The following is a 12238-nucleotide window of genomic DNA, read 5'->3' on the forward strand; positions in this document are numbered from 1 at the left end:
TTGAAATGCAGCCCATGATTCCAAGCCATCGGCAGGATGCAGCGGACGCCGGTCCAACCGAAAGACCGCGCATTCGGCGTGGGCGGGATTTCGTCGCGCGGCACGGCGAAACCGTGTTCAACGCCGCGCACCGGCTGCAGGGCGATGCCGCGCATACCCCGCTGACGCGCGCCGGATTCGCGCAGGCGGACGAGCTCGGCCGCGCGCTGCGGGACCTGCTCGGGGCGAAGCCCGCGCTGACCCTGTGGGCATCGCCGACCGGGCGCGCGCTCCAGACGCTGGCGGTGGTCGCCGAGCATCTCGGACTCGACTGGCATGCCGCGCGCACCGACGCGCGGCTGGTCGAGATCGACATGGGGTGCTGGGGCGGGCGCTATTATGCCGATCTCGCGGCCGAGGTCGGGTCGATTGTCCAGCCCGGCGGCACGCTGCGCGCCGCGCCCGACGGCGAAACCTATCCGCAGATCGCCGCGCGCGTCGGCGGCTGGCTGGCGGATACCGCAGAGAATGCCGGCGACCGGCTGGTGATCATGCACGGCATCTCGAGCCGCGTGATGCTCGGCGTGATGACCGGCGCTCCGGTCGACCCTGTGCTCGGCGCGCCGATCGCACCGGGACTGCCGCAGGGGTCGGTCACGCTCGTCGAGGCCGGACGCGCGACCGTCCCGCACCGCGGCACCGGCTTTGCACCCGCGTGAACCGCGGCGCGTGACGCGTGTCGTCCTGCTGTTGCTCGCGGTCGCCACACCCGTGGCAGCGCGCGACACGATCGGCATCTACACGGGATGGGGTGCGTTCCGCGATGCGACGCCGCCGCGCTGTTACGCGATCGCACGGCCGGTGATGGCGGGGGGCCGGTCGACCGGGTTCGCCAGCGTCGCCACCTGGCCCAGACGCGGCCTGCGCGCGTCGCTTCACATCCGGCTCAGCCGCGAGCGCGATCGGTCCGCCGGGGTGACGCTGACGGTGGGCGAACGCCGATTCGCGCTGGTCGCAAACGGACTGGACGCGTGGGCGAGCGATGCCCCCAGCGCCCGCGCGATCGTTGCCGCGCTGCGATCGGGGCGCAGCATGAGCGTCGAGGCGGTCGGCGTCGGCGGCCGCCCATTCGCGGATGTGTACGCGCTGTCGGGCGCTGCGACGGCGATCGATGCGGCCGTACTGGCGTGCAGCGGGGGATAGCTCCCCTCTCCCTTCTACCACCCCGGCGCAGGCCGGGGCCCAATTGGGGGACGCACGTGACGACGCTCCCCGCACCGTTGCGACCACCTTCCCAATTGGGCGCCGGCCTCCGCCGGGGAGGTGCTGCTGTCCGGGTGTCGTTGCGCATCACTTCGCCGACCAATCCCCTTCTTCCACACCCTGTAGAAAAATCGGCAAAATTCCGCTAAGCGCCGCCCCATGCAGACCGCCGCGAACCTCATGCCCATCCCCGGGCACATCGATCCCGTGCCCGTTCCCCGCAGCTTCGTGCCGCGCAGCGATGGGCGTATCGACCTGCTCGGGCTGTCGCTCGCCGATCTGCGGATGGCGCTGGAGACGTCGCAGCTCGAGGAAAAACAGGCGAAACTGCGCGCGAAACAGCTGTGGCACTGGATCTACAATCGCGGCGCGACCGAGTTCTCGGCGATGACCGACATCTCGAAGACGATGCACCCGTGGCTCGAGCAGCGCTTCGTGATCAGCCGGCCCAACGTGGTCGAGGCGCAGGTGTCGACCGACGGTACGCGCAAGTGGTTGCTGCGATCGGACGACGCGCAGGATTACGAGATGGTGTTCATCCCCGACGCGGATCGCGGCACGCTGTGCGTGTCGAGCCAGGTCGGCTGCACGCTCAACTGCACCTTCTGCCACACCGGCACGATGCGGCTGGTGCGCAACCTGACCCCCGCCGAGATCGTCGGCCAGGTGATGCTCGCGCGCGATTCGCTCGGCGAATGGCCGAGCCAGCCCGAAGGGCGGATGCTCACCAACATCGTGATGATGGGGATGGGCGAGCCGCTGTATAATTTCGAGAATGTCCGCGATGCGCTGAAGCTCGTGATGGACGGTGCAGGCCTTGCCCTGTCGCGGCGCCGGATCACGCTGTCGACGAGCGGCGTGGTGCCGATGATGGCGCGCGCGGGCGCGGAGATCGGCGTGAACCTCGCAGTGTCGCTGCACGCGGTGACCAAGGAAGTGCGCGACGAGATCGTCCCGCTCAACCGCAAATACGGCATCGAGGAATTGCTGCAGGCGTGCGCTGATTATCCCGGCACGAACAATGCGCGGCGGATCACGTTCGAATACGTGATGCTGAAGGACAAGAACGATTCGGACGCCGATGCGCATGAACTCGTCCGGCTGCTGCGCAAATACGAGCTGCCCGCCAAGGTGAACCTGATCCCGTTCAACCCGTGGCCGGGTGCCGTCTATGAATGCTCGACGCCCGAGCGGATCAAGTCGTTTTCGAGCATCGTGTTCGGCGCGGGCATTTCGGCGCCGGTGCGCACCCCGCGCGGGCGCGATATCGATGCAGCATGCGGGCAGCTGAAGACCGCGTCGGAGAAGAAGAGCCGCGCGCAGCTCGATCGCGAGGCCGCTGCCGAGTCCGACGCTTTTGCTTGAGTGGAGTGGGGCTGCGCTGGCGGCAGGAGCGGGCGTTCTCGGCGGGGCGATGAATGCACTAGCGGGGGGCGGCAGCTTTGCGACGATGCCTGCGCTGATCGGGCTCGGCGTGCCGTCGACCTTCGCCAACGCGACGAGCAACGTCTCGCTCCAGCCGGGCGCGATGGCGAGCGCATGGACCTATCGGCACGGGCTGGAGCCCGTGTCCGGCGTCGGCATGCGGACGATGGCGGGGATCACCTTCGTCGGCGGGCTCGTCGGCAGCCTGTTGCTCGTCGCGACGTCGGCGCGCGCGTTCGACCTGATCGTGCCGTGGCTGCTGCTGTTCGCGACGCTGGCGATCGCGTTCGGGACGCAGGCGTCGCTGTGGCTCCGCTCGCGGGTCGCGATCGGGCCGAAATCGCTGGTTGCGGTGCAGGCGATGCTGGGGGTCTATGGCGGCTATTTCGGCGGCGGGGTCGGGCTGATGCTGACCGCCGCCTGGGGGCTGTTGTCGGGAGCAACGCCCGCCATGCTTGCGGCACCGCGCACGCTGATGCTCGCGGTCGCCAACCTCGCGGCGACGATCATTTTCATCGCCACGGGGATGGTCTATTGGGCGCTGTGCGTGCCGATGCTGCTCGGCGGGATCGTCGGCGGGCATTTCGGCGCGAAGCTCGGGCTGGTGATGTCGGCCAGGGTCATTCGCGTGTGGACGCTGCTGGTGACGATCGCGACGACGATCGTGTTCTTCTGGCGGGCGTACGGCTAAGAATTGGTTCCCCGCGAAGGCGGGGACCCAGCCTGGGCACCCGCCTTCGCGGGTGAACAAACCTCCTGAGTTCAGCCCGGCCGGCGCATCTTGAACAGCGACTCCTCGGTGATCGTGAAATAATCCGCCGGGCCGCCGCCGCGCAGGATCGGTTCGCCGCGCGCGGTCTGGTATACGCCGTCGTCGAGCATCGCCGGGTCGATATGGATCGCGACCGCCTCGCCGAGTACCAGCCACTGGTCGAGTTCGCGGCCCTCCTTGGTTTCCAGCCGGACGATCTGCGTCACCTTGCATTCGAACTGCGCACGGCTCGCGGCGACGCGCGGCGGCTTCACGTTCAGCGACGCGAGCGTCTCGAGCCCCGCCAGCGCGAACTCGTCGACGTCCGCCGCAACATTGGCGGCGGTCGCGTTCATCGCATCGCCAAGGTCGCGGCTGACAAGGTTCCAGACGAATTCGCCCGTCGCCGCGATGTTGGCGACGCTGTCCTTCCACCCCATGGACGAGAAGCCGATCAGCGGGGGTGTGTAGTTGAACAGGTTGAAGAAGCTGTACGGCGCAAGGTTGGGCACACCCTCCGCCGACAGCGTGCTCACCCAGCCGATCGGGCGCGGTGCAACGATCGCGTTGAGCGGATCGTGCGGCAGGCGATGGCCGCTCGCCGGTTCGTAAGAATGCCATTCGGTCATACGCTTATCCCTGCTATGGTCGGAGCTTGTCGGCTAAAGCGAAGGCCAAGCATGAACGATCCCGCCCGCCCTATCACCAGCGCCCCTGTCACCGTCGTCAAACGCCACCGGATCGCGACGCGGCTGTGGCACTGGATCACCGCGGTGACGATGTTCATCATGATCGGCAGCGGGATCGGCATATTGAAGGCGCATCCGCGTTTCTACTGGGGCCGCTACGGCGCGAACTTCGATCAGGCGTGGACGACGCTCGACCAATGGCCGGGCTGGGTGGTGACGCTGATCAACCTGCTGACGATCCCGGCGAGCTACAACCTCGCCATCTCGCGACGCTGGCACCTGCTCTTCGCGCTCGTCCTGTCGTTCGCGCTGCTCGGCTTCATGATCGTCAGCCTGTTCAACCGGCATTTCCAGCGCGATCTCCGCGTCCGCGCGGGCGAGCTGGCGCCGCACGAGGTGGCGCATGACGTGCGCGAGCATCTCGCGCTGCGCTTCCACGATCCGAAGCGGCCCGCCGCGTACAACATCCTGCAGAAGCTGGCCTATGTCGCGACGATCTTCATCCTGCTGCCGGTGATGATCCTGACCGGGCTGGCGATGTCGCCGGCGATGGATGCCGCGTGGCCGTGGCTGCTCGACATCTTCGGCGGGCGGCAGTCGGCGCGGTCGATCCACTTCATCGCGATGGTCGCGCTCGTGCTGTTCATCATCGTCCATCTCGCGCTCGTGATCCTGGCGGGCGCGTGGAACGAGGTGCGATCGATGATCACCGGGCGCTTCCACGTCCCGGCCCACCAGCCGGAGGACGTCGCATGAGCAGCATCATCACCCGCCGCACGCTCGTCGCCGGCGCGGCGGTCGGGGCCGGCGCGCTGCTCACCGGGTGCGACAAGATCATCCAGCACCCCGAGGCGCGCAAGATCCTGTTCATGGGCGAGGACATGAACCGCGGACTGCAGCGCGCGCTGACCAATCGTCACGCGCTGGCCCCCGAATTCAGCCCGGCGCAGATGTCGCCGATCTTCCGCTCGAACGGGACGAGCAATCCGGGGACGCCCGCGTACGACGCGATGGTCGCGACCAATTTCGCGGACTATCGGCTTCGCGTCGGCGGGCTCGTCGACCGGCCGCTGTCGGTGACGTTGCCGCAGCTCCGCCAGATGCCCGCGCGTGCGCAGATCACGCGGCACGACTGCGTCGAGGGGTGGTCGGCGATCGGCAAATGGCAGGGACCCAAACTCGCCACGCTGTTGCAGGCCGCGGGGATCCGCGACGCCGCGCGCTACATCGTCTTCACCTGCGCCGACCTGTATCGCGGCACGCCCTATTACGAGTCGATCGACCTGATCGACGCGTTTCATCCGCAGACGATCCTTGCCTGGGCATTAAATAATCAGGTCCTCGACGTTGCGCACGGCGCGCCCGTCCGGTTGCGCGTCGAGCGCCAGCTTGGCTACAAACATGCCAAATATATCATGGCGATAGATGCGGTCGCCAGCCTCGAGGGGATCGGCAAAGGCAAGGGCGGCTATTGGGAAGATAACGTGGATTACGACTGGTATGCAGGGATCTGACGCCAGCCGGGGGTGGCGCATTTCCGTACCAGTCATTAGCTAACCCGGCATGGCTCTTTTCGATCGTTTCCTGGCCCGGCAGGTAAAAACCGGCGAACTCACCCTGATCCACGCGGACGGCACGACCAAGAAATTCGGCAAGCCCGATCCCGCCTATAATCCCGTCACGATCCGCCTCACCGCCCCCGGCGTCGCGGGGGCGATCATCCGCCACCCCGCGCTGGGTGCGGCGGAAGCGTTCATGGACGGACGCCTCGTCATCGACCGCGGCGATATCCGCGACCTCGTCAACCTGCTCAAGGGCAACAGCCCGTGGGAGCGCGGCGGCGGGCTCAATCCGTCGCTGCCGATCAAGCTGCTCGACAAGGTCGTCCACCGCGTGGACCGCGTGAACATGGCGCGTCGGTCGAAGAAGAACGTCGCGCATCACTACGACCTGTCCGACCGGCTCTACGACCTCTTTCTGGACGCGGATCGCCAGTATAGCTGCGCGTACTTCACCGATCCCGGCAACAGCCTGGAAAAGGCACAGTCCGACAAGAAGGCGCACATCGCCGCCAAGCTCGCGATCGAGCCGGGGATGCGCGTGCTCGACATCGGCTGCGGCTGGGGCGGGATGGCGCTGTACCTGCATGCGAAGACCGGCGCGGAAGTCCTCGGCGTGACGCTGAGCGAGGAACAGCTCAAGGTCGCGCGGCGCCGCGCCGAGGAGGCGGGCGTCGCCGACAAGGTGAAATTCGAGCTGATCGACTATCGCGCGCTGACGGGGACGTTCGACCGGATCGTGTCGGTCGGGATGTTCGAGCATGTCGGGCCGCCGCAGTACAAGGCGTTCTTCCGCAAGTGCCGCGACCTGTTGACGCACGACGGCGTGATGCTGCTCCACACGATCGGCCGGATGGGTGGCCCTGGCGTCACCGACACGTTCACGACCAAATATATCTTCCCCGGCGGCTACAACCCCGCGCTGTCGGAGATCGTGCGCGGCTATGAGGGGCTGAAGTTCTTCCCGACCGATATCGAGGTGCTGCGCGTCCATTACGCGCGGACGATCGACCTCTGGTACGACCGGACCGTGGCGGCAAAGGACGCGATCGTCGCGCTGTACGACGAGCGGTTCTACCGGATGTGGACCTTCTACCTCGCGGGTGCCGCGGCGGCGTTCCGGACCGGGGGGATGGTCAATTACCAGATCCAGCTGTCGAAGAGCCGGATGACGCTGCCGCTGACGCGCGACTATATGTTCGAGGGCGAGCGGGCGTTGCGCGAGGGGTGACGTCGGGCCGGCCGGTGCCACGTGATGTCCGGCCGTCCGTCATTCCCGCGGAGGCGGGAACCCAGACTGGCAGGCTCCGACGATGGAGCCGCTACGGTAGCCAGGCTGGATCCCCGCCGTCGCGGGGATGACGGCTTTATGCTGAGTCGCTCTAGAGCGGTGACCGCCTCATAGGCCTGACCTCAGCGGCCGCCCTGCATCTGCGACTTCGCGGCGGAGCGTTCGTCGCCGCCGATCTTGCCGTCCTTGTTTGCGTCATATTTCGCGAACGTCGCGGCGAGCAGCGCCTGCGCCTCGGGCTGCGTGACCTTGCCGTCCTTGTTCGCATCGGCGCTGGTGAACCAGAGATCGGCGAGACGCTTGGCGTGCACCGGGTCGGGGCGGCCCGGTCCGACCTTCATGTTGCCGATCCGCGCCTGCACCTCGGCGCGCGTCAGCACGCCGTCCTTGTTGGTGTCGGACGCCGCGAATTCGGCCTTGAACTTGGCGGCGGCGGACGCGCGTGTTTCCTGTGCGGCGAGCGGGGTCGCGAGACCGGCGAGAACAAGAACGGTTAGCGTTTGGCGTAGCACGGTCGGAACACTCCAATGAAACTGGGGGGCGCTTAGCGCGGGCTGGTTGTACGCGCCATGAATGCGCCCGGTTGCACGCGGGCCGTCCAGCGCATAGGGGCGCGGACATTGGATATTGCCCGAAGGACCATGCCCGTGACCGATCAGATCAACCGCGCCGCCGGCGACGCCGGCATCAATCGGGTGGTTCTCGCCTATTCCGGCGGCCTCGACACCAGCGTGATCCTGAAATGGCTCCAGCAGACCTATAACTGCGAAGTCGTCACCTTCACCGCCGACCTGGGCCAGGGCGAGGAACTCGAGCCCGCGCGCGCCAAGGCCGAAATGATGGGCGTCAAGCCCGAGCACATCTTCGTCGACGACCTGCGCGAGGAATTCGTGCGCGATTACGTGTTCCCGATGATGCGCTCGAACGCGCTCTACGAGGGGCTGTATTTGCTCGGCACGTCGATCGCGCGGCCGCTGATCGCCAAGCGCCAGATCGAGATCGCCCGGATGGTCGGCGCCGACGCGGTCAGCCACGGCGCCACCGGCAAAGGCAACGACCAGGTCCGCTTCGAGCTCGGCTATTACGCGCTGTCGCCCGACATCAAGGTGATCGCACCGTGGCGCGAATGGGACCTGACCAGCCGCACCAGGCTGATCGAGTTCGCCGAACAGCACCAGATCCCGGTCAGCAAGGACAAGCGCGGCGAGGCCCCCTTCTCGACCGATGCGAACATGCTCCACACCTCGTCCGAGGGTCTGGTGCTCGAGAATCCGTGGGACGAGGTTCCCGACTATGTCTATTCGCGCACGGTGAACCCCGAGGACGCGCCCGACGTCCCCGAATATATCACGATCGATTTCGAGCGTGGCGACGGCGTTGCGATCAACGGCGAGGGGATGAGCCCGGCGACGTTGCTGTCGACGCTCAACGACTATGGCCGTCGTCACGGCATCGGCCGTCTCGACCTGGTCGAGAACCGCTTCGTCGGCATGAAGAGCCGCGGCATGTACGAGACGCCGGGCGGCACGATCTATCACCTCGCGCACCGCGGCATCGAGCAGCTGACGCTCGACCGCGGCGCGGCGCATCTGAAGGACGAGCTCGCGCCGCGCTATGCCGAGCTGCTGTACAACGGCTTCTGGTTCTCGCCCGAGCGCGAGATGCTCCAGGCAGCGATCGATCACAGCCAGGAAAAGGTCTCGGGCACGGTCCGGCTGAAGCTGTACAAGGGCGGCGTGTACGTGGTCGGCCGCAAGTCGCCCAACTCGCTGTACTCGGAAAAGGTCGTGACGTTCGAGGACGACCAGGGCGCCTATGACCAGCGCGACGCGGCGGGCTTCATCAAGCTGAACGCGCTGCGCCTGCGCCTGCTCGGCCGCCGCGACCAGGTCTGAGCCGCGACGTTCCCCGGGGTGCCCTGCGCGGCACCCGGGGGCCGGACGTTCGGCGGTGTTAACGCCCGAAGCGAATTCCGTCGCAACCGCGCAACGTCGACGCTTGTCGAAGCCCCCCTCCCGGCGCTAGGCGTCGAGGGATGGCGCGGGGGACAACCACGGAACTTCACTGGTGGCAGACGCGCACGTTCGTCGCGTGCGTCGCCTTGGCCTCGATCATCCCGCTGTTGTGGCCGGAGATCCCGCCACTGGTCGACCTGCCGGGACATATGGGGCGCTACCGCGTCCAACTGGCGATCGGCGACAATCCGTGGCTGAGCCAATGGTATGATTTCCGGTGGCAGCTGATCGGCAATCTCGGCGTCGATCTGCTGATCGAGCCGCTTGCGCCGATCTTCGGCCTAGAGCTGGCGGTCAAGCTGATCATGATGGCGATCCCGGCGCTGACGGTGACCGGGTTGTTGTGGATCGCGCGCGAGGTCCATGGCCGGATCCCCGCGACCGCGCTGTTCGCGCTGCCGCTCGCCTACAGCTATCCCTTCCAGTTCGGCTTTGCCAATTTCGCGCTGGCGATGGCGCTCGCGCTCAACCTGTTCGCCTTCTGGGTCCGGCTCGGGCGGCTGGGCAAACTGCGGTTGCGCACGATCCTGTTCGTCCCCGCCTCGTGCCTGTTGTGGCTGTGCCATACGTTCGGCTGGGGCGTGCTCGGCGTGCTCGCCTTCTCCGCCGAGCTGATCCGCCAGCACGATATCCGCAAGGACGCGATCCGCGACAGCGGCGCGTCGCATGGCTGGGTGAGCGCGATCGTCCGCGCCGGGATCAACTGCATCCCGCTCGCGCTGCCGATGGTGATGATGGTGCTGTGGCGGTCGGGCGACCATGTCACCGGCAAGACGCAGGACTGGTTCAACTGGCGCTGGAAGATGAACTGGATCACGATGGTCCTGCGCGACCGGTGGATGGCGTTCGACATCGCGTCGGTCACCGTTCTCTTCATCATCCTGTTCCGCGGCATCCGCGACCAGACGATCGAATATTCGCGCAACCTGTCGCTGTCCGCGCTGTTCCTGCTGCTGGTCTATATCCTGTTGCCGCGGATCGTGTTCGGATCCGCCTATGCCGACATGCGGCTCGCGCCGTTCATGCTCGCCTTCGCGATCATCGCGCTGCGCCCGCGGCACGGGCTGTCGCTGCGCGGCGCGGCGGTGCTCGCAGTGCTCGGGTTCAGCTTCTTCGCGGTTCGACTGGCGGGCACGACGATCAGCTACCTGATCTACGACCGGTCATACGACCAGGCGATCGCCGCGATCGACACGCTGCCCGAGCGTGCGCGCGTCGTTTCGTTCGTCGGCCGGCGCTGTCGCGACGACTGGGCCTATTCGCGGCTCGAGCATGTGCCCGGGCTGTTGCTCGAGCGCCGGCTGGCGTTTGCCAACGATCAATGGTCGATGGCAGGCGGACAGCTGATGACGACACGCTATCCCGCCGCGCGCGGCTTTTCGCACGACCCGTCGGAAATCGTGTCCGACATCCGCTGCCGTGGCCAGTTCTGGCGGCCGATCTCGACCGCGCTCGAGCATTTCCCGCGCGCGGCGTTCGACTATGTCTGGCTGATCCACCCGCCGGCGTTCGACCCGGCGCTGATCCACGACCTGACGCTGATCCGCCGCGACGGCACCAGCGCGCTGTTCAAGGTCAATCGGACGGTAACGCCCCGCCCCGCCGAAACGGAGTGAGTTCGCCAAGATAGTCGCGATCGGCGGCGACCGCCTCGCGCTCGCGCTCGAGGAAGTCGGCGATCGCGCGGCGGAACCCCGCGTCGGGAATATAATGCGCGGAATAGGTCGCGACAGGTGCATAGCCGCGCGCGAGCTTGTGTTCACCCTGCGCGCCCGCCTCGACCGTCTGCAGACCGCGCGCGATCGCGGCGTCGATCGCCTGGTAATAGCAGAGCTCGAAATGGAGGAACGGCACCTCCTCGGTCGCGCCCCAATAGCGACCATAGAGCGTGTCCTCGCCGATCAGGTTCAGCGCCCCCGCGATCGGTACGCCGTCGCGCTCGGCGAGGATCAGCAGGATCCGGTCGCCCATCGTCGCGCCGATCGTGTCGAAGAAACCCCGCGTCAGATAGGGCTGGCCCCATTTGCGGCTGCCCGTGTCCTGATAGAAGACCCAGAACGCATCCCAGTGCGCCGGCGTGATATCGGCCCCGCTCAGGTGGCGGATCGTCAGCCCCTCGACCGCCGCCGCGCGCTCCTTGCGGATCGCCTTGCGCTTGCGGCTGGCGAGCGCGGCGAGGAAATCGTCGAAGCTCGCATAGCCGGCGTTCCGCCAGTGGAACTGCGTCCCTTGCCGGATGAGCCAGCCCGCCGCCTCGAACGCGGCGACCTCGTCGGGCGCGATGAAGGTCGCATGCGCCGACGAGAGCCCGCTCTGGTCGGTGACCGCCTCGACGGCGGCGATCAGCGCCGGCGCGAGCGTCGGGTCGCGCAACAGCAGCCGCGGGCCGGGCACCGGGCTGAACGGCGCGCACAGCTGGAGCTTTGGATAATAGCGCCCACCCGCGCGCTCCCAGGCGTCCGCCCAGGCGTGGTCGAAGACATATTCGCCCTGGCTGTGGCTCTTGGCATAGGCCGGGGCGATCGCGGCGGGCGTCCCGTCGTCATCGTCGATGACGATCGGCAACGCCTGCCATCCCGAACGCCCGCCGACGCTGCCCGAGGTTTCGAGCGCGGCGAGGAAGTCATGGCCGACAAAGGGATTGCCCTCGCCTGCGCACGCGTTCCAGTCCTTGGCGGCGATTGCGACGACGCCTGAGGCGATGCGGGCTGAGAGGGCGGTCATGTGCCCCTAAAATAGGGGCACATGCGTCAGGCTCAAGCGGCGGAGACCTGGACGATCGCGTCGATCTCGACCGCGGCGCCGAGCGGCAGGACGGGCACGCCGACCGCCGAGCGCGCATGCTTGCCGGCATCGCCAAACAGCTGGACCATCAGGTCGGACGCGCCGTTGGCGACCTTGGGCTGGTCGGTGAAGTCGCCGTGCGAGTTGACGAACACGCCGAGCTTCACGATCCGCTCGACACGGCCGAGCGAGCCGAGCGCCGCCTTCATCTGCGCGACGAGCATCAGCGCGCAACGCTGTGCCGCATCCTGCCCGTCCTCGAGCGAGACGCCGTCGCCGAGGCGGCCGGTGACGATCTGGCCGTCCTTGAAGGGCAGCTGGCCCGAGATGTGGAGCAACCCGTTCGCCTCGACGGCGGGAACATAGGAGGCGACGGGGGCGGCGGCCTGCGGCAAGGCGAGGCCAAGCTCTTCGAGCTTGCGGTCGATACGATCGGTCATGTCCGCGGTCTCACCACAAGCGCGGGGCTCCGGTCAAGCGGG

At 67.3% G+C, this 12238-nt stretch carries 13 protein-coding genes; 9 read left to right on the plus strand and 4 right to left on the minus strand.

Annotated elements, in window-relative coordinates; all coding sequences use genetic code 11:
• Positions 1–14: 14 nt before the first annotated feature.
• The 4 genes from ASE72_RS06130 (at position 15) to ASE72_RS06145 (ending at position 3358) form a co-directional block, all read left to right on the plus strand.
• Positions 15–698, plus strand: a complete 684-nt coding sequence (locus ASE72_RS06130) for a histidine phosphatase family protein (RefSeq protein WP_056019091.1) — start codon at positions 15–17, stop codon at positions 696–698.
• Between the two features lie 10 nt (positions 699–708).
• Entirely contained in the window at positions 709–1182 is a 474-nt protein-coding gene (locus ASE72_RS06135) for an invasion associated locus B family protein (RefSeq protein ID WP_156350147.1), read from the plus strand.
• Positions 1183–1401: 219 nt separating this feature from the next.
• Positions 1402–2607 carry a 23S rRNA (adenine(2503)-C(2))-methyltransferase RlmN gene (rlmN, locus tag ASE72_RS06140; protein ID WP_056017962.1) on the plus strand — a complete coding sequence of 402 codons (1206 nt, stop codon included), beginning with the start codon at positions 1402–1404 and terminating at the stop codon, positions 2605–2607.
• Positions 2600–3358, plus strand: a complete 759-nt coding sequence (locus ASE72_RS06145; RefSeq protein WP_082445806.1) for a sulfite exporter TauE/SafE family protein — start codon at positions 2600–2602, stop codon at positions 3356–3358. Before rlmN ends, ASE72_RS06145 begins: the two co-directional genes overlap by 8 nt.
• 71 nt (positions 3359–3429) lie before the next feature.
• Here the strand turns inward: ASE72_RS06145 and ASE72_RS06150 are convergent, their stop codons facing one another.
• On the minus strand, positions 3430–4047 hold the full coding sequence (locus ASE72_RS06150; RefSeq protein WP_056017967.1) for a flavin reductase family protein: 618 nt from the start codon (positions 4045–4047) through the stop codon (positions 3430–3432).
• Positions 4048–4098: 51 nt separating this feature from the next.
• Here ASE72_RS06150 and ASE72_RS06155 point away from each other — a divergent pair, with 51 nt between their 5' ends.
• The 3 genes from ASE72_RS06155 to ASE72_RS06165 are packed head-to-tail and all read left to right on the plus strand — an operon-like array spanning position 4099 to position 6897.
• Positions 4099–4863: a cytochrome b/b6 domain-containing protein gene (locus tag ASE72_RS06155; protein ID WP_056017970.1), complete on the plus strand. Its 765-nt coding sequence runs from the start codon at positions 4099–4101 to the stop codon at positions 4861–4863.
• Positions 4860–5621, plus strand: coding sequence for a molybdopterin-dependent oxidoreductase (locus tag ASE72_RS06160; RefSeq protein ID WP_056017972.1), 762 nt, complete (start codon positions 4860–4862; stop codon positions 5619–5621). Before ASE72_RS06155 ends, ASE72_RS06160 begins: the two co-directional genes overlap by 4 nt.
• Before the next feature lie 49 nt (positions 5622–5670).
• Positions 5671–6897, plus strand: coding sequence for an SAM-dependent methyltransferase (locus ASE72_RS06165; protein ID WP_056017974.1), 1227 nt, complete (start codon positions 5671–5673; stop codon positions 6895–6897).
• Between the two features lie 182 nt (positions 6898–7079).
• Here the strand turns inward: ASE72_RS06165 and ASE72_RS20630 are convergent, their stop codons facing one another.
• Positions 7080–7469: a hypothetical protein gene (locus ASE72_RS20630; RefSeq protein ID WP_056017976.1), complete on the minus strand. Its 390-nt coding sequence runs from the start codon at positions 7467–7469 to the stop codon at positions 7080–7082.
• Positions 7470–7598: 129 nt separating this feature from the next.
• On the opposite strand from ASE72_RS20630, the gene ASE72_RS06175 reads away from it, so the two are divergent.
• Entirely contained in the window at positions 7599–8852 is a 1254-nt protein-coding gene (locus tag ASE72_RS06175) for an argininosuccinate synthase (RefSeq protein ID WP_056017978.1), read from the plus strand.
• Positions 8853–8992: 140 nt separating this feature from the next.
• Positions 8993–10588 carry a hypothetical protein gene (locus ASE72_RS06180; protein WP_082445807.1) on the plus strand — a complete coding sequence of 532 codons (1596 nt, stop codon included), beginning with the start codon at positions 8993–8995 and terminating at the stop codon, positions 10586–10588.
• On the opposite strand, the gene ASE72_RS06185 is transcribed toward ASE72_RS06180, so the two are convergent.
• Both ASE72_RS06185 and ASE72_RS06190 read right to left on the minus strand, forming a co-directional pair.
• Complete coding sequence (locus ASE72_RS06185) at positions 10548–11696, minus strand: GNAT family N-acetyltransferase (protein ID WP_056017979.1); 1149 nt, start codon at positions 11694–11696, stop codon at positions 10548–10550. The two genes, ASE72_RS06180 and ASE72_RS06185, sit on opposite strands and share 41 nt — an antisense overlap.
• A gap of 32 nt (positions 11697–11728) precedes the next feature.
• The gene (locus ASE72_RS06190) at positions 11729–12196 is read right to left on the minus strand and encodes a RidA family protein (RefSeq protein ID WP_056017981.1); all 468 of its coding nucleotides are present in this window, start codon (positions 12194–12196) and stop codon (positions 11729–11731) included.
• Between the last annotated feature and the right edge of the window lie 42 nt (positions 12197–12238).

The sequence above is a fragment of the Sphingomonas sp. Leaf20 genome, assembly GCF_001421535.1.
GTDB lineage: Bacteria > Pseudomonadota > Alphaproteobacteria > Sphingomonadales > Sphingomonadaceae > Sphingomonas.

Excerpts from the sequence above, each read along its gene's own strand:
- ASE72_RS06130 (WP_056019091.1), top strand. The coding sequence starts at position 15 with ATGATTCCAAGCCATCGGCAGGATGCAGCGGACGCCGGTCCAACCGAA.
- rlmN (WP_056017962.1), top strand. The coding sequence starts at position 1,402 with ATGCAGACCGCCGCGAACCTCATGCCCATCCCCGGGCACATCGATCCC.
- ASE72_RS06150 (WP_056017967.1), bottom strand. The coding sequence starts at position 4,047 with ATGACCGAATGGCATTCTTACGAACCGGCGAGCGGCCATCGCCTGCCG.
- ASE72_RS06155 (WP_056017970.1), top strand. The coding sequence starts at position 4,099 with ATGAACGATCCCGCCCGCCCTATCACCAGCGCCCCTGTCACCGTCGTC.
- ASE72_RS06160 (WP_056017972.1), top strand. The coding sequence starts at position 4,860 with ATGAGCAGCATCATCACCCGCCGCACGCTCGTCGCCGGCGCGGCGGTC.
- ASE72_RS06165 (WP_056017974.1), top strand. The coding sequence starts at position 5,671 with ATGGCTCTTTTCGATCGTTTCCTGGCCCGGCAGGTAAAAACCGGCGAA.
- ASE72_RS06175 (WP_056017978.1), top strand. The coding sequence starts at position 7,599 with ATGCCCGTGACCGATCAGATCAACCGCGCCGCCGGCGACGCCGGCATC.
- ASE72_RS06180 (WP_082445807.1), top strand. The coding sequence starts at position 8,993 with ATGGCGCGGGGGACAACCACGGAACTTCACTGGTGGCAGACGCGCACG.
- ASE72_RS06185 (WP_056017979.1), bottom strand. The coding sequence starts at position 11,696 with ATGACCGCCCTCTCAGCCCGCATCGCCTCAGGCGTCGTCGCAATCGCC.
- ASE72_RS06190 (WP_056017981.1), bottom strand. The coding sequence starts at position 12,196 with ATGACCGATCGTATCGACCGCAAGCTCGAAGAGCTTGGCCTCGCCTTG.